This window comes from Ideonella alba (assembly GCF_018069845.1).
In the GTDB taxonomy this organism is placed as follows: Bacteria; Pseudomonadota; Gammaproteobacteria; order Burkholderiales; family Burkholderiaceae_C; genus Ideonella; species Ideonella alba.
Genome location: NZ_JAGQDD010000023.1, coordinates 43,094 through 68,595 on the forward strand (window position 1 = coordinate 43,094; position 25,502 = coordinate 68,595).

A 25,502-nucleotide genomic window follows, 5' to 3' on the forward strand; every position below is an offset into this window, starting at 1 on the left:
GCGTCGCCGGTCCACCGGCTGAGCCCCCCCGGGGGGTGGCGAGCGCCAGCGAGCCTGGGGGCTCCATCACACGGCGAAGGACTCGCCACAGCCGCAGTTGGCGGTGGCGTTGGGGTTGTGGAACTTGAAGCCTTCGTTCAGGCCCTCGCGCACCCAGTCGAGCTGGGTGCCGTCGACCAATGGCAGGCTTTGCGCGTCCACCAGCAGCGCCACGCCCTCGGTCTCGAAGACCTGGTCGTCGGCGCCGGCGGCGTCGGCGAACTCCAGCGCATAGGCGTAGCCCGAGCAGCCGCTGGTCTTGACGGCGATGCGCAGGCCGACGCCGCTGCCGCGCTGCGTGAGCGCCTTGCGGATCTGGGCAGCGGCCTTGGGGGTGACGGACAGCGACATGGCCGGCCTTTCGGGGAAGTCAGACCGAGAACGAACTGCCGCAGCCGCAGGTGCTGCTGGCGTTGGGGTTGCGGATGACGAAGCGCGAGCCTTCCAGGCTGTCCTCGTAGTCGATCTCGGCGCCCACCAGGTACTGCAGGCTCATCGCGTCGACCAGCACGCGGATCGCGCCGCGCGTGACCTCGACATCGTCGGGCTTGGGCGCGTCGTCGAAGGCGAAGCCGTACTGGAAGCCCGAGCAGCCACCGCCGGTGACGAAGATGCGCAGGCGCAGCTCGGGGTCGTTCTCCTCGGCCAGCATCGCGCCGACCTTGTCGACCACCGCATCGCTGAGGTTCAGCGGCGGCACGCCGTCAGCAAAGCTGGGCAGCACCGGCGGCGGGGTCATCGTGGCGGACGAGGCGCAGCTGGCGCCGTTGGGCTGGGATTGGCAGGCCATGACGGGTTCTCCGGACAGGTTCAGTGGGTGGGGGCGCAGGCGGGGTGCTCGACCGGCTCGCCGAGCTTGGCGCGGTAGTCGTTGACGGCCGCCTTGATCGCGTCCTCGGCGAGGATGGAGCAGTGGATCTTCACGGGCGGCAGCGCCAGCTCCTCGGCGATCTGGGTGTTCTTGATGGCCAGCGCCTGGTCCAGCGTCTTGCCCTTGACCCACTCGGTGACCAGCGAGCTGCTGGCGATGGCCGAGCCGCAGCCATAGGTCTTGAAGCGGGCATCCTCGATCACGCCGGTGGCCGGATTGACCTTGATCTGCAGCTTCATCACGTCGCCGCAGGCCGGTGCACCGACCATGCCGGTGCCAACGCCGGCGTCACCGGTCTCGAAGCCACCGACGTTGCGCGGGTTCTCGTAGTGGTCGATGACCTTGTCGCTGTATGCCATGGGGATCTCCTGAAAATCAGTGTTCTGCCCACTGCACGGACGCGAGGTCGATGCCGGCCAGGTGCATGTCCCACAGCGGGCTCAAGCTGCGCAGGCGCTCGACCGTGGCACGCACCCGCGCGGCAGCGGTGTCGATCTCGGCCTCGGTGGTGAAGCGGCCGATGGAAAAGCGGATCGAGCTGTGCGCCACCTCGTCGGACAGGCCCAGCGCGCGCAGCACATAGCTGGGCTCCAGGCTGGCCGAGGTGCAGGCCGAGCCGGAGGACACCGCCACGCCCTTGATGCCCATCAGCAGCGACTCGCCCTCGACAAAGGTGAAGCTGATGTTGAGGTTGTGCGGTACGCGCTGGGTCAGGTGGCCGTTGACCAGCACCTCGGGGATGTCCTGCAGCTGGCCCAGCAGGCGCTGCTGCAGCGTGCGGATGCGCTCGTTCTCGGCGGCCATGCCGGCGCGCGCCAGGCGGTAGGCCTCGCCCATGCCGACGATCTGGTGGGTGGGCAGCGTGCCCGAGCGCATGCCCCGCTCATGGCCGCCGCCGTGCATCTGGGCCTCGATGCGCACGCGCGGTTTGCGCCGCACATACAGCGCACCGATGCCCTTGGGCCCATAGGTCTTGTGCGCCGACAGGCTCATCAGGTCGACACACTGCGACGCCATGTCCAGCGCGATCTTGCCGGGGGCCTGGGCGGCATCCACATGGAAGAGGATGCCGCGCTCGCGCAGCAGCGCGCCGATCGCGCTGATGTCCTGCACCACGCCGATCTCGTTGTTGACGGCCATCACCGAGACCAGGATGGTGTCCGGGCGGATCGCGGCTTCGAGCACGGCCATGTCCAGCAGGCCGTCGGCCTGCACCGGCAGGTAGCTGACCTCGAAGCCCTGGCGCTCCAGTTCGCGCATCGTGTCCAGCACGGCCTTGTGCTCGGTCTGCACGGTGATCAGGTGGCGGCCCTTGGCCTGGTGAAACTGGGCGGCGCCCTTGATCGCCAGGTTGTTGGACTCGGTGGCGCCGCTGGTCCAGACGATCTCGCGCGGGTCGGCGCCGATCAGTGCGGCCACCTGTTCGCGGGCGATCTCCACCGCCTCCTCGGCCGCCCAGCCGAAGGCATGGCTGCGCGAGGCCGGGTTGCCGAACTGCTCGTACAGGTAGGGCAGCATGGCCTGCACCACCCGAGGGTCCACCGGCGTGGTGGCGGCGTAGTCCAGGTAGATCGGCTTGGCGGTGTCCATCGTGTCGACTCCAGGGGCCAGAGGGCCTATGTCGACCGATGCCTCGCAACCAACGTGCCAGGGGTTCAGACCAGCGCCAAGCTGTTGATCTGTGAGGAAAAATCAGTGAACTTGGCGGCGGACGGACGGTCGTCGCAGCCTGTGGCGTTTGTCGAAACCACGACGTGCGGGCCCAGAGGTCATCGTTGTGACAACACAACTCTGATGCGCAACCCATCAGCCGACGGCACAATGGGCAACCTGCCCATTGCATCCGCCGCATGATCGATTTCCTGGCGAGCCTGCCCGTCGAAGCCTGGTCCGTGAGCAGCGGGGTGGGCGCCGTGCTGCTGCTGGCCATGGGCGGCACCTGCCTGCACCTGTGGCGGCGCGACCGCGAGCCCGGGCTGTGGCAGCTGGGCGTGGCGGCGCTGGCCATCTCGCTGTTCTATGCGCTGGATGCCACGCACCTGAACAAGCCCCAGGGGCCGATGATCCAGCCGATGCTGTGGCTGCCGGTGCTGATGATGGTGGCGATCGGCTTCTGGACCGCCGGCATGTCCAAGGTGCTGGGCCTGCGCGGCGGCTGGCGCAGCCCGCTGGTACCGGTCCTGCTGGTGCCGCCGCTGCTGGTCAGCCTGCCCCTGATGGCCGGCATTCCGCTGCCCCGCAGCACCGGCAATGTGGTGCTGACCGCCGTGTTCATTGGCGTGGCTGGCCTGGCCTGGCGCCAGCGCCAGCGCGAGCCGGGCGCCGGCCACGGCTGGGTGGCGCTGTCGGTGGCGGCGATTCCCGCACTGGCCCTGCTGGTGCATTTCAGCGGCGCGGTGTCCTTCGCGCTGCGCTACCTGGTGATGGCGCCGCTGGCGGTGTCCTTCCTGACGGTGCTGATCGTCACGCTGCGGCGGCGCACCCAGGCACTGCAGCGCGAGGTCGAGCGCCGCCGCAGCGCCGAGGTGGCGATGGAGACGCTCAACGCCTCGCTGGAGCGCAGCGTGCAGCAGCGCACCGCCGACCTGCGCGACATGGTCGCCGGGCTGGAGAGCTTCAACCGCAGCGTCTCGCACGACCTGCGCGGGCCGCTGGGCGGCATCGAGGGCGCGGCGCGCCTGGCCGACGAGGCGCTGCAGCGCGGCGACACCGCGGCCGCACGCACGCTGCTGGGCGCGATCGGCAGCCAGGCCCAGACCTCGCGCGCGCTGGTGGCCTCGCTGCTGGAGCTGGCGCGGGTGGGCGATGCGCGACTGGCGCGGCGCAGCGTGTCGCTGGAGTCGCTGGCGCGCGAGGCGATCGCCGACATCCAGCGCCAGTCGGCCGGGCAGCGTCTGCCGGTCTTCAACCTGCACGACCTGCCCACCGTGCAGGCCGATGCCGACCTGCTGCGCCCGGTGCTGGTCAACCTGCTGGGCAATGCCTGCAAGTTCAGCGGCGGCCAGGCCGAACCGCGGGTGGAGATCGGCGCCGAAGCCCACGACGCGCAGCTGACGGTCTTCGTGCGCGACAACGGCGTGGGCTTCGACCCCGATCGCGCGCGCGAGCTGTTCCAGCCCTTCCGCCGCCTGCATGGCCGCGGCTTCGATGGCCATGGCGTGGGCCTGAGCATCGTGCGCCGCGCGGTGGAGCGCCACGGCGGCCAGGTCTGGGCCGAGGGCCGCCCCGGCGAGGGCGCCTGCTTCTACTTCACGCTGCCGACGTCGGACTCGCCGTAGCCGCGTCGGCGCCCGACAGGCGCAGCGATTCGGCCCGGCCGCGGAAGATCAGCGGCTGCTCGGGCAGCCGTCCGGCATCGGCCGCGGCCACCGCCGCCTGCACCACGCCGTGCTGCGGGCTCTTGGCGCAGACCGGATCGGCGGCGGCGGCATCCTTGGCCAGCATGTAGGCCTGGCAGCGGCAGCCGCCCAGGTCCTGCTCCTTCTGGTCGCAGCTGGCGCAGGGCTCCTTCATCCAGCCGGTGCCGCGGTAGGCGTTGAAGCCCTCGCTGTCGTACCAGATCGACTTCAGGTCGCGCTCGCGCACCGTGGGAAAGCTCAGGCCCGGCAGCATGCGCGCGGTGTGGCAGGGCAGCGCAGCGCCGTCGGGGGTGATGGTCAGGAAAACATTGCCCCAACCGTTCATGCACTTCTTGGGCCGGGCCTCGTGGTAGTCGGGCGAGACGAAGAACAGTTTCATCTTCCCGTCGAGTTTCTGGCGCCACTCGTCGGTGATGGCCTCGGCGCGCTGCAGCTGTTCGCGGCTGGGCATCAGGTGGCCGCGGTTCTCCAGCGCCCAGGAGTAGTACTGGCTGTTGGCCAGCTCCAGGTACTCGGCGCCCAGCTCGTGGGCCATCGCGATGATGCGGTCGATGTGGTCGATGTTCAGGCGGTGGATCACCACGTTCATCACCATCGGCCAGCCCTGGGCCTTGAGCATCTCGCCCACACGCTGCTTCAGCGCGAAGGTCTTGGTGCTGGAGAGGAAGTCGTTGACCTCGCGGCTGGAGTCCTGGAAGGACAGCTGGATGTGGTCCAGGCCGGCGGCCTTCAGCGCCGCGCAGCGCTCTTCGGTCAGGCCCACGCCGCTGGTCAGCAGGTTGGTGTAGAAGCCCAGGCGGTGCGCCTCGGCGACCATCAGTTCCAGGTCCTCGCGCAGCAGCGGCTCGCCGCCCGAGAAGCCGCACTGCACCGCGCCCAGCGCGCGTGCCTCGCGCAGCACGCGCAGCCACTCGTCGGTGGACAGCTCGTCCTCAACGCGCGCGTAGTCGGTCGGGTTGTAGCAGAACACGCAGTGCAGCGGGCAACGGTACGTCACCTCGGCCAGCAACCACAAGGGCGGGCCGACCACGGCGCTCTTCAGGCCCGACAGCGCATTCATGCCAGCGTCACCCAGCGGTTGCCGCTGGCGATCTCCAGGAACTTCTCGACATCCGGCCGCAGCCCCGTGGCGCTGAACGCGGCTTCCAGGCTGGCGACGATGCCGGCCAGGTCGGTGGCGCCGTCACAGCGGCTCATGATCTCTCCGGCGCTGCGGTTGAGCTTGACCATGCCCTCGGGGTAGAGCAGCACATGGCAGCCCTGGGCCTCTTCCCATTGAAGGCGAAAGCCGTGGCCCAGGCGCGGGGTGACCGAATCGTCCATCAGGTATTGACACCGTAGCGTGTCGCCATCGCATCGTTCATCGCCCACAGCACATCGAGCTTGAACTTCAGGATGTCCAGCGCGCGCAGTTGCAGCGGCTTGGTGTTGAAGTAGCTCAGCGTGACCTCCAGGCCTTGTTCCACGTCGCGCCGCGCCTGGGTGACGCGGTTGCGGAAGTATTGCAGGCCGGTGGACTCGATCCAGGGGTAGTGCTCGGGCCAGGTGGCCAGGCGCTGCTTGTGGATCTCGGGCGCGAACAGCTCGGTCAGCGACGAGCACACCGACTCCTGCCACGGCCGCTGGCGGGCGAAGTTGATGTAGGCGTCGACCGCGAACTGAACCGCCGGAATGATGTGGCGGCCGTCGGTGATTTCCTCGCGCGTCAGGCCGCAGGCGATGCCCAGACGGATCCAGGCCTCGATGCCGCCTTCGTCCTTGACACCACCGAGCTCGTAGCCATCGTGGTCCAGGATGCGCTGGATCCAGCCGCGGCGGACCTCGCGGTCCGGGCAGTTGGACATCACCGCCGCGTCCTTCACCGGAATCGCGATCTGGTAGCTGAAGCGGTTGGCCACCCAGCCGCGGATCTGCTCCGGCGTGGCCTTGCCGGTGTTGAGCATCACGTTGAACGGGTGGTGGATGTGGTAGGCCTTGCCCTGCTCGCGCAGGCGGGCTTCGAACTCGGTGCGCGACCAGGCGCTGCCGCTGTCAGAGAGGATGGCTGTCACAGGTCGATCTCCAGTCCGTCATGGCTAACCTCGACGCCTGCGGCGGTGCAGGCGGCGCGCTCGGGCGAGTGCTCGTCGAGGATGGGGTTGGTGTTGTTGATGTGGATGAGCAGCTTGCGGGTGCTGGCGGGCAGCTTCGAGAGCCACTCCAGCATGCCGCCGGCGCCGGACTGCGGCAGGTGGCCGATCTCGCTGCCGCGCTTGGACGAGATGCCCAGGCGGATCATCTCGTCGTCGGTCCAGAAGGTGCCGTCGACCATCACCACGTTGGCGGTGTTCATCACCTCCCACACCGTGGGGTCGATCTCGGCCAGGCCGGGCGCGTAGAACAGCGTGCGGCCATTGGCGGTGTTTTCGAACAGGTAGCCGACGTTGTCGCCCACCACATTGTGTTCGCGGTGCGGCGAGAAGGGCGCGGGCTTGCTCCACAGCGGCAGGGCGCGCACGCGCAGACCGGCCACGCCGGGCACCTCGAAGGGCGCGCCGTCGGGCGTCACGGTGTGGCGATCCACGCCGCAGAAGTGGCCCAGCACGCGCAGGATCGGATTGCCCTGGGTCAGGTCGTCGTGGACCGGGTCGGTGCACCACAGCGGCAGCGGGCTGCCGCGCTCGCGCAGCATGAACAGGCCCGTGGTGTGGTCGATCTGGCCGTCGACCAGCAGCACGCCACGGATGCCGGTGTCGCGCAGCTGGCGTGCCGGCTGCAGCGCCGGCGTGGCCTGGATCTGCTGCAGGATGTCGGGGCTGGCATTGACCAGCACCCAATCGGCGCCATCGCCGACGATCACCGAGCTCTGCGTGCGGCGGCGCAGCCCGGGCCGGCCGGCGCGCACGCCGGCGCACTGGGTGCAGTTGCAGTTCCACTGCGGAAAGCCACCGCCGGCGGCGGCACCCAGCACGATGAGCTTCATCAAGACTCGCGACGAGGGAGGGGGAAACAGACGGGGCCGTGCATGCACGGCCCCGGGGCGAGGATGCAGCCGATCAGCGGGCCGCGATGTACATCGTGATCTCGAAGCCGAAACGGAAGTCGCAGGCGCTCGGGGTTTCCCAGGTCATGAAGGTCTCCTTGGTGGATGCAGTGCCGGGATGGCACCGATGGCGAAGTGTGGTCCTGAGGGTCGCGCCGGTCATCGCCCGGTCCATGAAACGGGGCTCATGATTTTCATGAACCGCTGTGCGGGTTCACCCCAGGCCGGATGGCAGCCCCCTCGGCGCGGCCGACAATCCGCGCATGGACACCCTGCCCCGCCCCGCCACCGGCCCCAGCCTGCGGCTGCAGCTCTACGTGATCGTGCTGGCGATGATGCTGCTGTTCATCGGCGCCCTGCTGTGGCTGCGCATTGACGCCACGCGGGCCAGCGTGCGCGAGGAGATCACCGGCTCCAACCGGGTGGCGGCGCAGTTGCTGGAGCGGGTGAGCTGGATCTTCGCGCGTGGCGGTCCGCCGGCGATGCTGGAGTTCCTGGACCGGCTGGGCCGCGTGCGCGCCAACGAGATCACGCTGGTCGACACCGACGGGCGCGAGCTCTACCACTCGCCGCCGTCCAGCTACAAGGAAGGCCGCAGCGCGCCGGACTGGTTCACCGACCTGGTCACGCCACCGCTGCAGCGCCAGCAGATCCGCATGCCGGGCGCCACGCTGACGATCGAGTCCAACCCCTCGCGCGCCATCCTCGACGGCTGGGACGACCTGTGGCAGCTGGCCGGTGCCACCGCGCTGGCGCTGGCCGCGGTGCTGGCGGCCGTGGTGGGGGCGGTGCACCGGGCGCTCAAGCCGTTTGGCCAGATCGTTGCCGGCCTGCAGCGCCTGCAGCAGGGCGACTACGCCGCGCGCCTGCCGGCCCTGCCCGGCCGCGAGGCGGCGCTGATCGGCGACGCCGTGAACCGCCTGGGCGAGGCGATCGAAACCACGGTGCAGCAGCGCATCGCCGCGCATGCCGCCGAGCAGCGCCTGGCCGACAGCCGCGACTGGGCGCGCCGGGTGGAGCAGCGGCTGGAGGCCGAGCGGCGCGAGATCGCCGCCGAGCTGCACGACGAGCTGGGCCAGTCGGTCACCGGCATCCGCTCCCTGGCGCGCTCGCTGGCCACCCGCCTGCCCGAGCATGACACGATGGGCCGCGACGCCGCCCAGCTGATCGACACCGAGGCCGCACGCCTGTACGACGCCATGCACGGCCTGATCCCCCGCCTGACCCCGCTGACGCTGGGGCCGCTGGGTCTGCCCGATGCGCTGCAGGACCTGCTGGCCTCGCTGCGCGCACGCCACGCCGGCACCGAGTTCGCGCTGCAGATCGACGGCGCCGACGGCCCGGTCGACCCCGAACCGGCCCTGGCCGCCTACCGCACGGTGCAGGAAGCGGTGAACAATGCGCTCAAGCACAGCGGCGCACAGCGCATTGCGGTGGCGCTGCGCCGCGACGGAGAACGAATGCACCTGACGATCACCGACAACGGCCGCGGCCTGCCCGCCACCGAGGGCCCCGCCGGGCGCTTCGGCCTGCGCGGCCTGCGCGGCCGCGTCGAGGCCCTGGGCGGCCGCTTCGAAGCCCGCAATGCCGAGGGCGGCGGTGCCTGCGTGCAGGTCGAGCTGCCCGTGCGGGCGCCGGAGGCCGGCGCATGATCCGCGTGGTGCTGGTCGACGACCATGCGGTGGTGCGCATGGGCTTTCGGATGCTGTTGCAGGCGCCGGGCAGCGACATCGAGGTGGTGGGCGAGGCCGCCGACGGCGAGGCCCTGCTCAAGGGCTTGCCGCAGTGGCAACCCGAGGTGGTGGTGATGGACCTGACCATGCCCGGCCTGGGCGGTCTGGAAACCCTGCGCCGCCTGCGCGCGCGCGACGACGCGCCGCGCGTGCTGGTGCTCTCGGCCCACGAGGACACCGCCTACCCACGCCGTGCGCTGAACGCCGGCGCCCAGGGATTTGTCAGCAAACGCAGCGCCCCCGAAACCCTGCCCGAGGCGATCCGCGCGGTCGCCCAGGGCAAGCGCTACCTGGATGCGCAGACCGCGCAGGCGCTGGCGCTGTCGCAGCTGGACGGCTCGGCCAGTCCCTTCGATGCGTTGTCCGAGCGCGAGTTCGAGGTCTTCACGCGTCTGGCCCGCGGCAAGAGCGTGGCCGAGATCGCCGAGGCGCTGAGCCTGTCGCCCAGCACCGTGGGCACCCACCTCTACAACATCAAGCAGAAGCTGAACGCCGGCAACCAGGCCGAGCTGACGCTGCTGGCGCTGCGCTGGGGCGTGATCGAGGCCTGAAATGTGGGCCCCCAGGCTTGGCGCTGCGCGCCGTCGCCACCCCCCAAGGGGGCTCCGCGGGCCTTGGGACGGCCCGGCGGCCCGCGGGTGGGCCCCCAGGCTTGGCGCTGCGCGGCTTCGCGCCTTGCAGGCCGCAGCCGGCCTGGCGGCCGGCCCGCTCGTCAGGCGCGAGGTGTCCGCTGGACACCTCACGTCCGGACTCGCCCCCCCAAGGGGGCTCCGCGGGCCTTGGGACGGCCCGGCGGCCCGCGGTGGCGCCCATGGAGCTGCCGCTGCGAATCAGGCCTCAATGGGCCTGAGGCCACCTGAGGCGGCCCAGCGTTTCCTCACAGGCCCAGGTCACAACCCGGTGCTCAGCACCACCGAGCCGAGCTGGCGCGTGAAGTCGAAGCCGCTGATGCTGGAGCGCCGCTGCAGCCAGCCCAGGTTCAGGCCGATCTGCCAGTGGCGGCCCAGGTCGTGGCGCAGCGACAGGTCGGCCGAGCGCAGGCGGTCGTCGCGCGGCTGGAAGCCGTTGACGTAATGGCTGCGCACCTGAGCCAGCGTCAGGCTGGCGCGGGTGGCGCCCCACTGTTCGTTCCAGCCCAGCTGCCAGCGGCTGCCGACCACCGCATCGGCACCGTCGCCGGGCACGTCGCTGGCCTCGCGCTGGCCGCCCAGCACCAGGCTGCGCAGCGGCGTGGCCTGCCAGCGCAGTTCGCCCGACCAGCTCAGCAGGCCCTGGGTGGGGCGCAGGCGGTCGAAGCGGCGCTGCTGCGGCCCGGCCTGCAGCTGGCCGCTCCACTCGGCCGTGGGCTCCCACTGCAGCAGGCCCAGCAGCCGCACGTCGGTGTGCGACAGCGACTGGTAGCTGTTGGGGTAGCGCTGGCGCAACCGGCGCAGTTCCACGCCGGCGCGGCGCTCGGGCTCGGCCAGCGGCACCAGCACGCGGCCGATCAGGCTGGCGCTGTCGGCGTCGGCCAGGATGGTCAGCGCGCGCTGCGTGCGGTAGCGCTTGCGCGACGCGCTGGCATCGAGCTCCAGCCGCGGCGAGGCGCCCTGGGCCAGCGCCAGGTCGTGGCGCCAGACCAGGCCGGCGGCGGCGGCCAGGTAGCGGTCGGGCGGCGCGGCCGGCTGCGACGGATCGGGCTGGCCAACGCTGTCATGCCACTCCTGCCCCGCAGCACGCCAGGCGACGGCACTGCGCGGACCCAGCAGGTGCAGGCCGTCGGCCGACAACTCGGTGTTGGTGCTGTCGTCCAGCCGGCTCGACAGGTAGGTCGTGCGCTCGGCGCGCCAGCCCAGGTTCAGCCGGCTGTCGCCATCCTGGCGCTGCAGCTGCAGCGTCGGGAACAGCGCGACGAAGGCCGAGCGGCGCTGGCCGGCCGACTGCAGGCGCAGGTTGTCGTTGTGGCCGGCAGCCACCAGCAGCTGCGGCTGCAGCGTCCACGCGTTCCAGCGCAGGCCGGGTGGCGCGAAGGCCTCTTCGGAGGACTCAGCGGTGGCCGCTTCGTCAGCCGCCAACGCAGCGCCCGCGCCGTGCACCAGCATCAAGCCGGCGCACAGTGTGGGCCACCAGGGCAGACCCCTCAAGGCAGCATCGCGCCGCGCGTGCGCACGTCGGCGCCGCGCAGGTCGCCCGGCGTGCGCGTGGCGGCCTGGCCGGCGGTGGCCGGTGCCGGCGTGCGGGGGGCCGAGCCGCCGGCCAGCGTGGAGCCGTTCATCGAGGGCTGCAGGCCGCTGGCGATCGCCGGCGCCGACGCCTGCGCGCGCAACTGCGCCATGGCCTGGTAGGCCGCGGCCCAGTTCTCGGTCAGCTGGGCCTGGCGTTCGGCGGCGCTGGCGGGCGGTGTCCACAGCGCCGAGCCATTCGGCCGGCTCAGCAGGTAGCTGATGTCCGAGCCCTTGCTGGCGCTGGCGGTCAGCGTGTAGGTCAGCAGCACCGTGTTGTTGCCCGCGACAAAGCCGGTCAGCGTCTTGGACTTGTCGGTGAAGTAGGCCTGGGCGTCGGGCAGCGTGGCGAAGTTGGCGTTCAGCACGGTGGTGCCGCCCCGCTTGACCTTGAAGTTCAGCGTGTCGAAGCCGCCGTTGTAGGCGCTGATATCCAGCAGGCCCAGCGTCAGGTCGGCCGCGGTGTTCAGGTTGAAGCTGTAGAGCGCGCTGGCCGTGTAGGTGCGGGTGCCCGTACCGCCGGTGTAGTTGGCGCCCAGCGACCCCAGCCCGATCACCACGCCCGAACCCACCGCCGCCGCCACGGTGGGGTGCGCGCCCAGCAGCGTGTTCAGCGACGAGGCGTTGGGCGCGCCATTGGCGAACGAGAAGGCCTGCATGCCGTTGCTGCCGCCGTTCAGGTTGGGGAAGTTCAGGCCGGTGGCCGGGTTGTAGGACGACGAGGCCTGGCTGATGGTGGTGGCCTTGACGTCCGCCTCGGCACTGGTCTGGATGCTGCTGGTGCCGCTTGTGGCGGTGCTGCGCGCCGTGGCCAGGCCGGCCGCGCCATTGGCCCAGGCGTAGGACGACAGGTCGGCCGCATCGATGCCGGTGGTCACCGCGGTCGCGTTGGCCGTGCCCGCTACCGAGGTGGCGCGGGCATTGGCCGTGGACGCACCCGCCGCCGCGGTGGTGTTGGCCGTGGCCGAAGCGTCGGCCTGGCCGGCGCTGGCGCCGGTGCCGCCGTTGGCATAGGCGTTGACCGTGGCGGTGCGGGCCGCGGTGCCGTTGCCGCGCGCATCGGCGCTGCCCCCGGTGCCGGCGCCCACGCCATTGCCGGCGGTGGCGGTGGTGTTCAGCGTCAGCGTGCCCAGGGTGTTGACCGTGGTGATGCCGGTGTTGGTGCCGGCATTGCCGCCGCTGCCACCGGTGCCGGTGCTGGTGCCGCCACCCGCGCCGCCATTGGCGTTGTTGGTCACGGTGATCGCGCGGCCCTGCAGGTTGTTGCGGATCAGGTTGGACTGCGCGTTGCCGCCCTGGCCGCCCTGGGCGGTGTAGGAGTAGCCGCCCGCGCCGGCCGTGGCCGTCTGGCTCAGGTTCAGCGCGCCGCGCGTGACCCCGTTGACCGCGCCGACCAGCGTGACCGAGGCGCCCTGGCCGCCATTGGCGCCGGTGCTGCCCGTCCCGCCGGCACCCGCATCCGCCAGGGCCGTCACCGACACCGCGCCGGTGCTCGAGGTGGCCTGGGCCGAGGCCGTCGCCGTGGCACCGGCACCGCCGGTCTGGCCGACGCCCACGGCCGAGCCGCCGTTGCCGCCATGGGCCTGGACATCCACGGTGGCGGCGCGTGACAGCACGGTGGTGGCGCTGCCACTGGCCTGCGCGCTGCCGCCGCTGTTGCCCGACGCGGTGGAGGTGCCGCCACCGCCCGTGGCGCCGGTGGCGTACGAGCCCACCGACAGCGTGCCGCTGCCGCTGGCCGTGACCGAACTGGTGGCCTGGCCGCCGGTGCCGCTGGTGCCTGCGGCGGTCTGTCCGCCGACGCCGCCATTGGCCGCCGCGACCACCGACGCCGACGCCGCCGACCCGGTGTTCAGTGTCAGCTGCGAGCCGGCATTGGCGCCGTTGCCGGCGACACCGCTGTCCGTGCTGCCGCCAGCGCCGCCATAGGCGTTCTGCGTGGCCGACAGCGCGCCCAGCGTGCTGCCGCTCACCGCGTTGACCAGCGAGGTGGACGCGCCCTGCCCGCCGTTGGCGCCGTTCAGGCCGTCACCGCCGGCGCCGCCGTAGGCACGCACGATGACGGTGGCGTTGCCCGTGCCGCTGCTGGCGTTGGCGCTGCCGGTGGACGAGGCCCCGGCGCCCCCGACCTGGCCCACGCCGCGGCCGGTGCCGCCGGCGCCGCCGACGGCCTGGGCCTGGGCCTGGGCGTCGAAGTCCAGCGAGCTGCTGGCGCTGACCTGGGACGAGGCCGAGGCGCCATTGCCGCCACTGGCCACGCCGCTGCCGACCGATCCGCCGGCGCCGCCGTTGGCGTAGCCGACCAGGAAGGTGCGGCCCGGCGCCGTGCCCGACAACTGGGACGAGGCCTGGTCACCCTGGCCCGCCAGGCCACTGCTGGTGCTGCCGCCCGCGCCACCGTTGGTGGTCATCGAGATGTTCAGGTACTCGGCATCGACCAGCGACACCGTCAGGTTGTTGGTGGCGCTGCCACCGTTGCCGGCCTGGCCGGTGTAGGAATAGCCGCCAGTGCCACCCGCCACGTTCTGGGTCAGGTAGATCGTGCCGGTGGAGGTGCCACCAACCGCGTTGGTCGCCGACGCGTTGGCGCCGGCACCGCCGCTGGCGCCGACATAGCCGGTGCCCCCATCGCCGCCGTTGGTGGCGGCCGTCAGCGTCAGCGTGCCGTCCTCGGACTGGCCGGCGACGCTGGTGCTGGCGCTGCCCCCTGCGCCGGCCGTGCGGCCCGCCCCGGAGGCCTGGCCGCCACGCCCGCCGGTGGCGGTGCCGGTGACGCGCACCGCCGCCGTGCCGAGGCTGCGTCCCACCAGCGTGGTGCTGGCATTGCCGCCCTTGGCGCCGCTGGCATCGGTGCCCCCGGCACCGCCGGTGCCGCCGGTGGCGGCGCCGTCGAGGTTGAGGGTGTTCACCGCGTCGATCGTGGCCTGCGTGGTGGCCGTGCCGCCGCCCAGCGTGCTGCCCAGCGACGAGGTGCCGCCAGCCCCGCCGTTGGCGGTGACGTCGACATTGAGGGTCGAGGCCAGCAGGTCATTGCGCGTCAGGCTGCTGCTGGCATTGCCGCCCTTGCCGGCCACGCCGCTGGCGCTGTTGCCGCCCGTGCCGCCCTGGGCCAGCTGCGCCATCGTCAGGATGCCCGAGGTGCCGCCGCCCACGCTGTCGGTCAGCGTGACGGCCGCCCCCGCGCCGCCAGTGCCGGTGTCCGAGGCCGCGCCGCCTGAGCCGCCGTAGCTGCGGCTGGTGACGTTGACCGCGCCGCTGCCGCTGGTGCCCGACGCCGACGCGCTGGCGCCACCACCGGCGCCCGCCGTGCCGGCGCTGCTGGTGCCGCCCGTGCCGCCATTGGCCTGGGCCAGCACCGACACCGGCGCGGACAGCACCGCATCGGCCACGGCCGTCGAGGCCGCCGTGCCGCCATTGCGGCCATTGTTCGTGGAGCCGCCGCCCCCACTGCCACCGGTGGCATAGCTGCTGGCCTGCAATTGGCCGACGCCGCTGAGGTCCAGCGCCGAGCTGGCATTGCCGGAGGCGCCGCCGGTGCCGCTGGTGGTGCCGCCACCGTTGCCGGCGTCCGCCCGCAGCGTGACCGTCAGACGGGTGGCGGTGGTGTCGTCACGCAGCAGATTGCTGGTGGCATTGCCGCCGCTGCCGGCCGTGGCGGTGTAGGAGTACCCGCCGCTGCCGCCATTGGCCGTCTGGTTGATCGTCGCGATGCCATTGGTGGTGGCCGACACCGCGTCGACCACGCTGATCGACGCGCCATTGCCACCGCCGGCTCCGGCGTAACCCGTGCCGCCTGAGCCGCCGGTGGCGGTGCCCGTGGCAATGACCGTGCCGTTGCCGGAGGCGCCACTGCTGGTCAGCGCGGCCTGGCCGCCGTTGCCGCCCGCCCCGCTGCCCGAGGCCGAACCGCCGGTGCCGCCGGTGGCGGTGGCGGTGACGGTGGCCGTCTTGTTGGCCACGGTGCTGCCGCTGGCGTTGGCCGTGCCCTTGGCACCGGCGCTGCCGCTGCCGGCGCCGTCGGCGCCGCCGGTGCCGCCCAACGCATCGATGTTCAGGGTCAGGTTGCCGACCGCGGTGACCGTGGCCTCGCTCAGCGCCGTGCCCGACGCGCCGGCGGTGCCGGTGGTGGCCCCACCACCATTGCCGCCGCGGCTGTAGAGGTTGACCGTGTGCTGGCTGGCGAAGGTGTCGTTGCGCGTCAGGCGCGAGGTGGCGTTGCCGCCGTCGCCGGCGATGCCGTCACTCGCCGTGCCGCCATGACCGGCATAGGCCTCCTGGTTCAGGTTCAGCGTGCCGGTGGTCTTGCCGACGGCGGCGTCGGTGACCACCTGGTTGGCCCCGTCGCCCGCGTCAGCGCCAGTGCCGCCCGTGCCGCCGCTGCCGGCCGTGGCGCGTGCCGTCACGGTGACCGTGCCGCTGCCGCTCTGACCGTTGGCCGAGGTCACGCCATTCGCGCCGGACCCCGCGATGCGGCCCGCCCCGCTGGCCGAGCCGCCGTTGCCCCCGGTGGCATAGCTGCCCACGGTCACCGTCGCCGCGCCGGCGGTGGTGGCGCGGGCGGTGCTGGTGCCGCGGGCACCGGCCGCCCCGTGGGCACTGCCGCCAGCGCCGCCGTCCCCGCCATTGGCGTAGCCATTGACATTGAGCGCGCCGCTGCCGGTGATGCGGACATTGGTGGTGGCCTGCGCACCAGCGGTGGTGGTGCCGCTGGTGGTGCCGCCGCCGGTGCCGCCGTTGGACCGCACCGTGGCATTGATCGTGGACGGCGTGTTGTTGGTGTAGAGCAGCGTGCTGCTGGCGGCGCCGGCGGCGCCCGCGTTGGATTCGTAGGAATAGCCGCCGCTGCCGCCGGTGGCGTTCTGGTTCAGCGCCAGCGTACCGGTGGTGTTGCCGCTGACCGCGCCGGTCACCGACACCGCCGCGCCGTTGCCACCCTGGGCGGTGGTGAAGCCGGTGCCGCCATGACCGCCGTACACGTTGACGGTGGCCGTGGCCGTGCCGCTGCCGGAGTTGGCGGTGGCGGACGCACTGGCCGTGGCGCCATTGCCGCCGACACGGCCGCTGTCGCGGCCGGAGCCGCCATTGCCGCCGCCGGCCGACGCGGTGGCCGATCCGGCCGAGGCCCCGACGCCGGTGGCCACGGCCGTGGCCGTGGCGCTGGCACCGCTGCCACCGCTGCCGCCCAGGCCGGGCCCGGCGCCACCGTTGCCGCCACCGCTGCCGCCGGCGCCGCCACTGCCGCCGTTGGCGGTCGCGGTGGAGGTGGCAGAACCCGCGGCGGGCGCCGTGGTGGCGCTGGCCGTGGCCGATCCGCCGTCGCCGCCGTTGCCACCGGAGCCACCCTGGATGACCGCGGTACCGCCGCCGCCGTTGCCGCCGCTGCCGCCGTTGCCGCCATTCGCATTGGCCGCGTTGCTGCTGTCACCATTGGGGCCGGCCGCCGCGTTGGCACTGCCGCCGGTGCCGCCATTGCCGCCAGCGCCGCCTGGTGAGGAGCCGGGCGTACCGGTCGTGCCGGCGGTCCCGGTGTCGTTGACCGTGGTCGCCCAGGCCTGCTGGATCGCGGTGCTGAGCAGCAGCGGCACCAGCACCGCCCCCATGGCCAGCGGACGGGTCATGCCGCGGGCGCGGCGGGCAGGGGTGGGTCGGTTCATGGCAATCCTCCAGAGGGCAGCGCACCATCCCTTCCGGCGCGCCGCATCTGAGGATGCTGCCAGCCGCCGGGCGTGCGCACCCTCCCTCGGATCAAGGTTCAGTCGTTCGCGCGCCCCTTGACCTAGGGGTGCGCAGGCGCCACCGGAATCCGTGCCGCCACGGCGGCGGCGACGTGTTCAGCCCCGCCCGACGAAGGGCATGCCGGTGGCCATCACCGTCATGAACAGCACATTGGCTTCCAGCGGCAGGCCGGCCATCTGCACCACCGCGTCAGCCACATGGCGCACGTGCATGCGGGCTTCGGCGCGCACGCTGCCGTCGGCCTGCGGCATGCCGGCGGCCATGGCGGTGGTCATGTCGGTGGCGGCGTTGCCGATGTCGATCTGGCCCACCGCGATGTCGAAGGCCCGGCCGTCCAGCGCACAGGACTTGGTCAGCCCGGTCATCGCGTGCTTGGTGGCGGTGTAGGCCGCCGAATTCGGCCGCGGCACGTGGGCCGAGATCGAGCCGTTGTTGAGGATGCGCCCGCCGCGCGGCGACTGCGCCTTCATCAACCGGAAGGCGGCACGGGTGCACAGGAAGGCGCCGGTCAGGTTGGTGTCCACCGCCGCGCGCCAGGCGGCCACCGGCAGGTCTTCCAGCGGCACGCCGGCGGTGAACACGCCGGCGTTGTTGAACAGCAGGTCCAGCCGGCCGAAGCGCTGCTGGATCTGCGCGAACAGCGCATCGACCGAGGCCTCGTCGGTGACATCGGCGACGATCGCCACACCGCGCTCCGGCGTGGGTGAGGTGTTGATCGCGGCCTGCAGCTTGTCGGCCGAGCGGCCGCTGAAGACCACGGTCCAGCCGGCGGCCATCAGGGCCAGCGCGCAGGCCTGGCCAATGCCGGAGCCGGCGCCGGTGACGAGAGCGATGCGGGAGGCAGCCATGTTCATGCCGCCGAGTCTGCCACCAGTCGGAGCCAGTCCTGCGGCTGGTCGAACCAGTGGGTGGGCGACTCGGCCGCCAGCTCGTCCTGGCTGCCATGGCCCCAGCGCACTGCGCCGCTGTCCAGGCCATTGCGGTGCGCGGCGATCAGGTCCACCGCGCGGTCGCCGATCATCACCGCGTGGTCAGGCACGCGCCCGGCGGCACGCAGCTCGCCCAGCTGCTGCCACTTGTGCAGGCCGTCGCGGCCGCCGCTGAGCCAGGCGAAGTGCTCGCGCAGGCCAAAGAGGCGCAGGATCTGCTCGGCGAAGTCCACCCGCTTGGAGGTGCACAGCACCAGCGTGGCCCCCGCCCCGGCCAGCGCGGCCAGGGCCTCGGGCACGCCGGCATACAGCGTGTTCTCGGCGTAGCCGATGGCGCCGTAGCGCGCGCGGTAGGCGGCCAGCAGCGCCTGCACCGTGGCCTCGTCGGCGCCGGGCACCAGTTCGCGGAAGGACTCGGACAGCGGCGGGCCGATGTAGCGCGTCAGCGCCGCCTCGTCCTGCGTCGCCTGCCCGATCGAGGCCAGCGCGTGGTTGATCGAGCGGGCGATGCCCTGCTGCGGGTCGCTCAGCGTGCCATCCAGATCAAGCAGCAGAAAGGGCCGGGACATGCGCTCACTGTACCGCCCCGGTGCCATAGCCTGCGGTGGCCAGCACTTCGCCGCCGGCGCTGACCCGCACCGCGCAGTACTTGAATTCCGGGATCTTGCCGAAGGGGTCCAGCGCCGGGTTGGTCAGCAGGTTGGCCGCCGCCTCGGCGTAGGCGAAGGGGATGAAGACCGTGCCCTCGGGCGTGCCGTCGTCGCGCCGCGCATGCAGCGTGACGCTGCCGCGGCGCGAGGCCACCGTCAGCGCATCGCCGGGCTGCAGGCCCAGGCGCTGCAGATCAGCGCCGCACAGGCTGGCGGTGGCCAGGGGCTCCACCGCATCCAGCACCCGGCTGCGCCGCGTCATGCTGCCGGTGTGCCAGTGCTCGAGCTGGCGGCCGGTGATCAGCACGAAGGGGTAGTCGGCATCCGGCGGCTCGTTGCCCGGCACCAGCGAGGTGGGCACCAGGTGGACCTTGCCGTCGTCGGTGGGCACGTCGTCGGTGAAGACGATGGGCTGGCCGGGGTCGTCTTCGCTCATGCAGGGGTAGGTGACCGAATCGGCCTGCAGCAGCCGCTCCCAGCTGACGCCGGCGATCACGCCGTGCATGGCCTGGCGCATCTCTTCAAAGACCGCGGCGACACCGTCGTCCGGGCCCTCGTAGCGCCAGTCCAGGCCCATGCCGCGCGCCAGCTGCTGCAGGATCCACAGGTCGCGCCGCGCATCACCCGGCGGTGCCACGGCGGGGCGGCCCATCTGCACCATGCGGTCGGTGTTGGTGGCGGTGCCCCACTTCTCGGGCCAGGCGCTGGCGGGCAGCACCACGTCGGCCAGCCAGGCGGTCTCGGTGAGGAACAGGTCCTGCACCACCAGGTGCTGCAGCGAGGCCAGGCCTTCGCGCGCATGGTTCAGGTCGGGGTCGGACATCGCCGGGTTTTCGCCCATCACATACATGCCGCGGATCTTGTGCGGGTCGGTCTCGGGCGCCTTGGCCTTGTGCAGGATCTCGACCACGGTGTAGCCCGGTGTGGCGTCCAGCGGCGTGCCCCAGAAGCGCTCGAACCAGGCATGGGCCTCGGCGTTGTTCACCCGCTGGTAGTTGGGGAACATCGTCGGGATCAGGCCGGCGTCGCTGGCCCCTTGCACGTTGTTCTGGCCGCGCAGCGGGTGCAGGCCGGTGCCGGGCCGGCCGATCTGGCCGGTCAGCGTGGCCAGCGCGATCAGGCTGCGCACGTTGTCGGTGCCGTGCACGTGCTGGCTCACACCCATGCCCCACAGGATCATCGAGCCCTTGCTCTTCGCGTAGGCGCGGGTGACCTCGCGGATGGTCTGGGCCGGGATGCCGCAGATCGGCGCCATGGCCTCGGGGCTGAAGCCCTGGACGCCGTCGATCACCGCCTGCAGGTTGTGCGCGCGCTGGGCCACGAAGGCGTGGTCGATCAGGTCCTCCTCGACCACCACGTAGAGCATGGCGTTGACCAGGGCCACGTCGGTGTCGGGGCGGAAGTTCAGCACTTGCCAGGCGTCGCGGGCCAGCTCGGTGCGGCGCGGGTCGGCCAGCACGATCTTGGCGCCGCGGCGCGCGGCGTTCTTCATCCAGGTGGCGGCCACCGGGTGGTTGGCCGTGGGGTTGGAGCCGATGACGATGAACAGCTCGGCCAGCTCCACATCGCGCACCGGGTTGCTGACCGCGCCCGAGCCCACGCCCTCGAGCAGTGCCGCCACGCTGGAGGCATGGCACAGCCGGGTGCAGTGGTCGACGTTGTTGCTGCCGAAGCCCACCCGCACCAGCTTCTGGAACAGGTAGGCCTCTTCATTGCTGCCCTTGGCCGAGCCGAAGCCGGCCAGCGCCTTCGGGCCGTGCTGGTCGCGCAGCGACTTCAGGCCGCCGGCGGCCAGCGCCAGCGCCTCGTCCCAGCTGGCCTCGCGGAAGACCTCGGCCCACTGGTCCTGGCGCCAGGGGATGCTGGGGTCCTTGGCCACGCCGGCGCGACGCACCAGTGGCCGGGTCAGGCGCTGCGGATGGTGGATGTAGTCGTAGCCGAAGCGGCCCTTGACGCACAGCCGCCCGCCATTGGCCGGGCCGTCGCGGCCGGTGACGCCGACGATCTGCTCGTCCTTGACATGCCAGGTCAGCAGGCAGCCCACGCCGCAGAAGGGGCAGACCGAGTCGACGCTGCGGTCGGGCGTCAGGCCCGGCGGCATGGTCTTGGCCGACAGCGCGCCGGTCGGGCAGGCCTGCACGCATTCGCCGCAGGCCACGCAGCTGCTCAGGCCCATCGGGTCGCCCAGGTCGAAGGCGATCTGCGCGTGGGCACCGCGGTGCAGCACGCCGATGACGTCGTTGTTCTGCGTCTCGCGGCAGGCGCGCACGCAGCGGGTGCACTGGATGCAGGCGTCCAGGTTCACCGCCATCGCCGGGTGGCTGAGGTCGGCGGCGGGCGCCGGGGCGCGCAGCGCGGTCAGCGCCTCGCGCGGCTGCACGCCCAGGCGAGCGGCCCAGTCGGCCAGCTCGCCCAGCGGGCGGCCACTTTCGCGCGCATCGGGGCGGTCGGCCAGCAGCAGCTCCAGCACCATCTGCTGGCTCTTGCGCGGGCGCTCGCCGCTGGCGTTGACGTCCATGCCGGGCTGCACGCTGCGGCAGCACGAGGCGGCCAAGGCGCGCTCGCCCTTGACTTCCACCACGCAGGCGCGGCAGTTGCCATCGGGGCGCAGGCCGTCGCTGTAGCACAGGCGCGGCACGTTCACGCCGTGGCGCTCAGCGGCCTTCAGGATGCTCTCGCCTTCGAAGGCCTCGGCGGGTTGGCCATCCAGCACGAACGAGATCATGCGCGGCAGATCAGTCATGGCGTTCACAGACCCACCTCCTGCGGGAAATGCCGCTGCACGCAGCGGATCGGGTTGGGGGCCGCCTGGCCCAGGCCGCAGATCGAGGCATCGGCCATCACCGTGGCCAGGTCGGCCAGCGTGGCGTGGTCCCAGTCGGCGCGGGCCATCAGCGCGGCGGCCTTCTCGGTGCCCACGCGGCAGGGCGTGCACTGGCCGCAGCTCTCCTCGGCGAAGAAGCGCATCGCGTTGAGCGCCGCCTCGCGCGCGGTGTCGTGCTGCGACAGCACCACCACCGCCGCCGAGCCAATGAAGCAGCCGTGCGGCTGCAGCGTGTCGAAATCCAGCGGCACATCGGCCAGCGACGCCGGCAGCAGGCCACCCGAGGCGCCGCCGGGCAGGTAGCCGTAGAGCGTGTGGCCGTCCAGCATGCCGCCGCAGAACTCGTCGATCAGCTCGCGCAGCGTGGTGCCAGCCGGCGCCAGCTTGACACCCGGGCGCTTCACGCGACCGCTGACCGAGTACGAGCGCAGCCCCGTGCGGCCATGCCGGCCGTGGCCGCTGAACCAGGCGGCGCCACGCTGCACGATGTCGCGCACCCAGTACAGGGTCTCGAAGTTGTGCTCCAGCGTCGGCCGGCCGAACAGGCCCACCTCGGCGATGTAGGGCGGGCGCAGCCGCGGCTCGCCGCGCTTGCCTTCCAGGCTCTCGATCATGGCCGACTCTTCGCCGCAGATGTAGGCGCCGGCGCCGCGGCGCAGCACCAGGCGCGGCAGCGCGCAGGGCGGGTCGGCCTGCAGCTCGGCCAGTGCGTGCTCCAGCACCGCGCGAGCGCCGTGGTATTCGTCGCGCAGGTAGAGGTAGGCGGCCTCGCAGCCCACCACCTGGGCGGCCACCAGCACGCCTTCCAGGAAGCGGTGCGGGTCGCGCTCAAGATAGGTGCGGTCCTTGAAGGTGCCGGGCTCGCCCTCGTCGATGTTCACCGCCATCAGCCGCGGGCCCGGGAAGCCGCGCACGATGCGCCACTTGCGGCCGGCCGGGAAACCGGCGCCGCCCAGGCCGCGCAGACCGGCGTCGGACAGCGCCGTGAGCACCGCCTCGGCGTCGCGCTCGCCATTCACCACCTCGGCCGCCAGCGCGTAGCCACCGGCCGCGCGGTAGGCGGCGTAGCCGACATGCGCGGGAGCGATGTCAGAGGCGGGGCCGGTGACCTCGTGCGGGCCATGGGCGGCGGGGTCGAAGGCGCCGTCGCCCGCCGACAGCGCATGGCGGGTGTCGCCTGCCGCGATGGCGTCCTGCACGCTGGCCAGCGTGGCCTGCGGCAGCGCGCGCTGGCCCAGCACCGCCACCGGCGCCTGCTCGCAGCGGCCCACGCAGGGCGCGGGGATCACCCGCACCTCGGGGCCCACCGCGGCGGCCAGCGCGGCCATCAGCGACGCGGCGCCAGCCATGGCGCAGCTCTGGCTGTCGCACACGCGCAGCGTCATCGCGGGCGGGGTGTCGTCGTCGGCGCGGATGTCGAAGTGGTGGTAGAAGCTCGCGACCTCGGCCACCTCGGCGATCGCCAGGCCCATCTCGGCGGCCAGCGCCACCAGGTGGCCCTCGAACAGCGCGCCGTGGGTGTCCTGCAGGCGGTGCAGCTGCTCGATCAGCGTGTCGCGGGCGTGCGGGCCGGGGCCGATCAGCGCGCGCACCGCGGCGCGGGCGGCGTCGCCCGGCTGGCGGCCCTTCAGGCGGCTCTTGCGCTTCAGGCGCTGGCGCAGGTCGTCAACGCTGACGGTGGTCTCCGGAGGATGTGCTGGGCTCATGGCGGCGCCTTGTCGCGCGGGGGATCCGCGGGTGCTCGGCACACTGTACGCAGCGCGCCGCGGCGGCTCAATATGCGGCGCACGGCGGGCAGCATGTGCTGGCCAGTGCATAAATCGTTTACCCTGCCCCATCGCCATGAAACGCATCACGATCCGCCCCACCTGGACCGTCCAGGACCCTGACGGCCCGGCGCTGCCGGTGCGCCTGGTCGAGCTGCTGGTGCAGGTGCAGGCGCAGGGCAGCCTGCTGTCGGCCTGCCAGCAGCTGGGCATGTCCTACCGCCACGCCTGGGACCTGGTGCGCCAGGGCGAGGCGCTGTTCGGCAGCACGCTGCTGCACATGGAGCGCGGCAAGGGCTCCACCCTCAGCGCGCTGGGCGAAAAGCTGGTCTGGGCCGACCACCGCATCACCGCCCGGCTGGGGCCGGTGCTCGATTCACTGGCCTCGGAGCTGGCCGCCGAGATCGGCCGCGTGGTCGAGCAGGTGCCGCCGGTGCTGCGGGTGCACGCCAGCCACGGCTTCGCGATCGAGGCGCTGTTCGAGCAACTGGGCCGCCAGGGCCTGGTGGTGGAGCGCCGCTACGGCAGCACCACCGCTGCACTGGCCGCGCTGCACGACGGCGACTGCGACGCCGCCAGCCTGCACATCCCGCAGGGCCCGCTGCAGGCCGCAGCGCTGGCGCACTACGCGCGCTGGCTGGACGGCGACGACCTCAGTGTGCTGGACATCGCCGTGCGCCGCCAGGGCCTGATGGTGCCGGCCGGCAACCCCAAGAAGCTCTACGAACTGCGTGACCTGGCGCGGCCCGATGTGCACTTCATCAACCGCGAGGCCGGCTCGGGCACGCGCTTCCTGCTGGAAGGCCTGCTGCGGGCCGAAGGCCTGGCGCCGGAGGCCATCGCCGGCTTCGAACGCGGCGAGTACACCCATGCCGCGGTGGCCGCCTACGTGGCCAGCGGCATGGCGGATGCCGGCTTCGGCCTGGAGCCACCGGCGCGGCAGTTCAAGCTCGACTTCATCCCGCTGGCCAGCGAGCGCTACTTCCTGCTGTGCCGCGCCAGCACGCTGGCCACGCCGGCCATGCAGCGCTTGGTGGACACGCTGCGCGACCCGGCTTTCCACGCCGCGGTGGACGCCCTGCCTGGCTACCACGCCGCCGACACCGGCCGCGTCTGGCCGCTGCGCGAGGCCTACCCCGAGGCCTGATGGACAGCGTCGACACCGTCGTCATTGGCGCCGGCGTGGTGGGCCTGGCCTGCGCCCGCGCGCTGGCCCGCACCGGCCGCGAGGTGATCGTGCTGGAGAGCGAGAACGCCTTCGGCACCGCCACCAGTGCGCGCAACTCCGAGGTCATCCACGCCGGGCTGTACTACCCCGCCGGCTCGCTGCGTGCGCGGCTGTGCGTGCAGGGCAAGCACCAGCTGTATGCCTTCTGCGCCGAGCACGGCGTGGCGCACCAGCGCTGCGGCAAGCTGGTAGTAGCCACTGAGGCCGAGGAACTGCCAGCCTTGCGACGCCTGCAGCGGCACGCCGCCGACAACGGCGTCGACGATCTGCGCTGGCTCAGCCGCGAGGAGGCGCAGGCGCTGGAGCCCGCGCTGCGCTGCGAGGCGGCGCTGCTGTCGCCCTCCACCGGCATCGTCGACAGCCACGGCCTGATGCTGGCCTTGCTGGGCGAGGCCGAGGCGCACGGCGCGATGCTGGCGCTGTGCTCGCCGCTGCAGCGCGCCCGCGTGCTGGACGACGGCCTGGCGCTGCAGGTGGGGGGCGACACCGCCACCACGCTGCATGCGCGCCAGGTGGTCAACGCAGCCGGCCTGAACGCCTGCGCGGTGGCCGCCGCGATCGACGGCCTGGCCCCGACCCATGTGCCGCGCCCGTACTACGCCCAGGGCGCCTACTTCACCCTCAGCGGCCGCGCGCCGTTTCGCCACCTGGTCTACCCGGTGCCCGGCGAGAGCAGCCACCTGGGCGTGCACCTGACGCTGGACCTGGGCGGCCAGGCGCGCTTCGGGCCCAGCTTTCGCTGGGTGGACGCGGTGGACTATGTCGTCGACCCGGCCGATGGCGCCGGCTTCGCCGACGCAGTGCGCCACTACTGGCCTGGCCTGCCCGAAGGCGCACTGCAGCCCGGCTATGCCGGCGTGCGGCCGAAGATCAGCGGCCCGGGCGAGCCGGCCGCCGACTTCCGCATCGATGGCCCGGCGGTGCATGGCGTGCCGGGGCTGGTCAACCTGTTCGGCATTGAATCGCCGGGGCTGACGGCGGCGTTGGCGATCGCCGACGAGGTGCTCGCCCACCTGCGCCCCTGACCCCCTCGGGAAACCTCTGCCGCGGGCCCCCTGGCCGACCTCACCGGCGGCACTTACAATTCGTTAACAAAACCGCAGGACGCGCGTCGCCGCCCACCTGTGCGCCTGACCGGGAGGAG

General features: G+C 72.4%; 20 protein-coding genes. 5 read left to right on the forward strand and 15 right to left on the reverse strand.

Annotated elements, in window-relative coordinates; translation table 11 throughout:
* Positions 1-66 precede the first annotated feature (66 nt).
* The 4 genes from KAK03_RS21650 to KAK03_RS21665 form a co-directional block, all read right to left on the reverse strand.
* Positions 67-390 (reverse strand): HesB/IscA family protein, encoded by a 324-nt coding sequence (locus tag KAK03_RS21650; protein ID WP_210856760.1) that lies wholly within the window; start codon positions 388-390, stop codon positions 67-69.
* Positions 391-409: 19 nt separating this feature from the next.
* Positions 410-778 carry an iron-sulfur cluster insertion protein ErpA gene (gene erpA, locus KAK03_RS21655; RefSeq protein WP_247661337.1) on the reverse strand — a complete coding sequence of 123 codons (369 nt, stop codon included), beginning with the start codon at positions 776-778 and terminating at the stop codon, positions 410-412.
* A 71-nt stretch (positions 779-849) separates the two neighbouring features.
* The gene (gene iscU / locus KAK03_RS21660; RefSeq protein WP_210856762.1) at positions 850-1,269 is read right to left on the reverse strand and encodes a Fe-S cluster assembly scaffold IscU; all 420 of its coding nucleotides are present in this window, start codon (positions 1,267-1,269) and stop codon (positions 850-852) included.
* A 16-nt stretch (positions 1,270-1,285) separates the two neighbouring features.
* Positions 1,286-2,500, reverse strand: coding sequence for an IscS subfamily cysteine desulfurase (locus tag KAK03_RS21665; protein WP_210856763.1), 1,215 nt, complete (start codon positions 2,498-2,500; stop codon positions 1,286-1,288).
* Between the two features lie 260 nt (positions 2,501-2,760).
* Here KAK03_RS21665 and KAK03_RS21670 point away from each other — a divergent pair, with 260 nt between their 5' ends.
* Positions 2,761-4,188, forward strand: a complete 1,428-nt coding sequence (locus tag KAK03_RS21670; RefSeq protein WP_210856764.1) for a sensor histidine kinase — start codon at positions 2,761-2,763, stop codon at positions 4,186-4,188.
* On the opposite strand, the gene pqqE is transcribed toward KAK03_RS21670, so the two are convergent.
* The 5 genes from pqqE to pqqA all read right to left on the reverse strand — a co-directional run bounded on the left by pqqE (position 4,160) and on the right by pqqA (position 7,379).
* A complete protein-coding gene (gene pqqE / locus KAK03_RS21675) occupies positions 4,160-5,329 on the reverse strand; it encodes a pyrroloquinoline quinone biosynthesis protein PqqE (protein ID WP_210856765.1) in 1,170 nt (389 codons plus the stop codon). The genes KAK03_RS21670 and pqqE overlap by 29 nt on opposite strands.
* A complete protein-coding gene (pqqD, locus tag KAK03_RS21680; protein ID WP_210856766.1) occupies positions 5,326-5,592 on the reverse strand; it encodes a pyrroloquinoline quinone biosynthesis peptide chaperone PqqD in 267 nt (88 codons plus the stop codon). Before pqqD ends, pqqE begins: the two co-directional genes overlap by 4 nt.
* A complete protein-coding gene (gene pqqC / locus KAK03_RS21685) occupies positions 5,592-6,320 on the reverse strand; it encodes a pyrroloquinoline-quinone synthase PqqC (RefSeq protein WP_310738698.1) in 729 nt (242 codons plus the stop codon). The genes pqqD and pqqC overlap by 1 nt, the downstream gene beginning before the upstream one ends.
* Positions 6,317-7,231 carry a pyrroloquinoline quinone biosynthesis protein PqqB gene (pqqB, locus tag KAK03_RS21690; RefSeq protein ID WP_210856767.1) on the reverse strand — a complete coding sequence of 305 codons (915 nt, stop codon included), beginning with the start codon at positions 7,229-7,231 and terminating at the stop codon, positions 6,317-6,319. Before pqqB ends, pqqC begins: the two co-directional genes overlap by 4 nt.
* A 73-nt stretch (positions 7,232-7,304) precedes the next feature.
* Positions 7,305-7,379, reverse strand: a complete 75-nt coding sequence (pqqA, locus tag KAK03_RS25565; RefSeq protein WP_510587267.1) for a pyrroloquinoline quinone precursor peptide PqqA — start codon at positions 7,377-7,379, stop codon at positions 7,305-7,307.
* Positions 7,380-7,554: 175 nt separating this feature from the next.
* On the opposite strand from pqqA, the gene KAK03_RS21700 reads away from it, so the two are divergent.
* Both KAK03_RS21700 and KAK03_RS21705 read left to right on the forward strand, forming a co-directional pair.
* Positions 7,555-8,943, forward strand: coding sequence for an ATP-binding protein (locus KAK03_RS21700; RefSeq protein ID WP_210856769.1), 1,389 nt, complete (start codon positions 7,555-7,557; stop codon positions 8,941-8,943).
* Positions 8,940-9,575, forward strand: coding sequence for a response regulator (locus KAK03_RS21705; RefSeq protein ID WP_210856770.1), 636 nt, complete (start codon positions 8,940-8,942; stop codon positions 9,573-9,575). The genes KAK03_RS21700 and KAK03_RS21705 overlap by 4 nt, the downstream gene beginning before the upstream one ends.
* 339 nt (positions 9,576-9,914) lie before the next feature.
* On the opposite strand, the gene KAK03_RS21710 is transcribed toward KAK03_RS21705, so the two are convergent.
* The 6 genes from KAK03_RS21710 to KAK03_RS21735 all read right to left on the reverse strand — a co-directional run bounded on the left by KAK03_RS21710 (position 9,915) and on the right by KAK03_RS21735 (position 23,070).
* The gene (locus KAK03_RS21710) at positions 9,915-11,105 is read right to left on the reverse strand and encodes an outer membrane beta-barrel protein (RefSeq protein WP_210856771.1); all 1,191 of its coding nucleotides are present in this window, start codon (positions 11,103-11,105) and stop codon (positions 9,915-9,917) included.
* Positions 11,106-11,143: 38 nt separating this feature from the next.
* Positions 11,144-16,879, reverse strand: coding sequence for a beta strand repeat-containing protein (locus tag KAK03_RS21715; protein WP_210856772.1), 5,736 nt, complete (start codon positions 16,877-16,879; stop codon positions 11,144-11,146).
* 177 nt (positions 16,880-17,056) lie between these two features.
* Positions 17,057-17,809, reverse strand: coding sequence for an SDR family oxidoreductase (locus tag KAK03_RS21720; RefSeq protein ID WP_210856773.1), 753 nt, complete (start codon positions 17,807-17,809; stop codon positions 17,057-17,059).
* Between the two features lie 2 nt (positions 17,810-17,811).
* Positions 17,812-18,459 carry an HAD hydrolase-like protein gene (locus KAK03_RS21725; RefSeq protein ID WP_210856774.1) on the reverse strand — a complete coding sequence of 216 codons (648 nt, stop codon included), beginning with the start codon at positions 18,457-18,459 and terminating at the stop codon, positions 17,812-17,814.
* Between the two features lie 4 nt (positions 18,460-18,463).
* Positions 18,464-21,283, reverse strand: a complete 2,820-nt coding sequence (gene fdhF / locus KAK03_RS21730; RefSeq protein WP_210856775.1) for a formate dehydrogenase subunit alpha — start codon at positions 21,281-21,283, stop codon at positions 18,464-18,466.
* A 5-nt stretch (positions 21,284-21,288) separates the two neighbouring features.
* Complete coding sequence (locus KAK03_RS21735; protein WP_210856776.1) at positions 21,289-23,070, reverse strand: NADH-ubiquinone oxidoreductase-F iron-sulfur binding region domain-containing protein; 1,782 nt, start codon at positions 23,068-23,070, stop codon at positions 21,289-21,291.
* 136 nt (positions 23,071-23,206) lie between these two features.
* On the opposite strand from KAK03_RS21735, the gene KAK03_RS21740 reads away from it, so the two are divergent.
* Positions 23,207-24,277: a substrate-binding domain-containing protein gene (locus KAK03_RS21740; protein ID WP_210856777.1), complete on the forward strand. Its 1,071-nt coding sequence runs from the start codon at positions 23,207-23,209 to the stop codon at positions 24,275-24,277.
* Entirely contained in the window at positions 24,277-25,383 is a 1,107-nt protein-coding gene (locus KAK03_RS21745; protein ID WP_210856778.1) for an NAD(P)/FAD-dependent oxidoreductase, read from the forward strand. The genes KAK03_RS21740 and KAK03_RS21745 overlap by 1 nt, the downstream gene beginning before the upstream one ends.
* Positions 25,384-25,502 lie beyond the last annotated feature (119 nt).

Excerpts from the sequence above, each read along its gene's own strand:
- pqqB (WP_210856767.1), bottom strand. The coding sequence starts at position 7,231 with ATGAAGCTCATCGTGCTGGGTGCCGCCGCCGGCGGTGGCTTTCCGCAG.
- KAK03_RS21725 (WP_210856774.1), bottom strand. The coding sequence starts at position 18,459 with ATGTCCCGGCCCTTTCTGCTGCTTGATCTGGATGGCACGCTGAGCGAC.
- KAK03_RS21705 (WP_210856770.1), top strand. The coding sequence starts at position 8,940 with ATGATCCGCGTGGTGCTGGTCGACGACCATGCGGTGGTGCGCATGGGC.
- KAK03_RS21710 (WP_210856771.1), bottom strand. The coding sequence starts at position 11,105 with ATGCTGGTGCACGGCGCGGGCGCTGCGTTGGCGGCTGACGAAGCGGCC.
- KAK03_RS21740 (WP_210856777.1), top strand. The coding sequence starts at position 23,207 with ATGAAACGCATCACGATCCGCCCCACCTGGACCGTCCAGGACCCTGAC.
- KAK03_RS21720 (WP_210856773.1), bottom strand. The coding sequence starts at position 17,809 with ATGGCTGCCTCCCGCATCGCTCTCGTCACCGGCGCCGGCTCCGGCATT.
- KAK03_RS21735 (WP_210856776.1), bottom strand. The coding sequence starts at position 23,070 with ATGAGCCCAGCACATCCTCCGGAGACCACCGTCAGCGTTGACGACCTG.
- iscU (WP_210856762.1), bottom strand. The coding sequence starts at position 1,269 with ATGGCATACAGCGACAAGGTCATCGACCACTACGAGAACCCGCGCAAC.
- pqqE (WP_210856765.1), bottom strand. The coding sequence starts at position 5,329 with ATGAATGCGCTGTCGGGCCTGAAGAGCGCCGTGGTCGGCCCGCCCTTG.
- pqqD (WP_210856766.1), bottom strand. The coding sequence starts at position 5,592 with ATGGACGATTCGGTCACCCCGCGCCTGGGCCACGGCTTTCGCCTTCAA.
- KAK03_RS21670 (WP_210856764.1), top strand. The coding sequence starts at position 2,761 with ATGATCGATTTCCTGGCGAGCCTGCCCGTCGAAGCCTGGTCCGTGAGC.
- KAK03_RS21745 (WP_210856778.1), top strand. The coding sequence starts at position 24,277 with ATGGACAGCGTCGACACCGTCGTCATTGGCGCCGGCGTGGTGGGCCTG.
- KAK03_RS21650 (WP_210856760.1), bottom strand. The coding sequence starts at position 390 with ATGTCGCTGTCCGTCACCCCCAAGGCCGCTGCCCAGATCCGCAAGGCG.
- KAK03_RS21715 (WP_210856772.1), bottom strand. The coding sequence starts at position 16,879 with ATGAACCGACCCACCCCTGCCCGCCGCGCCCGCGGCATGACCCGTCCG.
- erpA (WP_247661337.1), bottom strand. The coding sequence starts at position 778 with ATGACCCCGCCGCCGGTGCTGCCCAGCTTTGCTGACGGCGTGCCGCCG.
- KAK03_RS21700 (WP_210856769.1), top strand. The coding sequence starts at position 7,555 with ATGGACACCCTGCCCCGCCCCGCCACCGGCCCCAGCCTGCGGCTGCAG.
- KAK03_RS21665 (WP_210856763.1), bottom strand. The coding sequence starts at position 2,500 with ATGGACACCGCCAAGCCGATCTACCTGGACTACGCCGCCACCACGCCG.
- fdhF (WP_210856775.1), bottom strand. The coding sequence starts at position 21,283 with ATGACTGATCTGCCGCGCATGATCTCGTTCGTGCTGGATGGCCAACCC.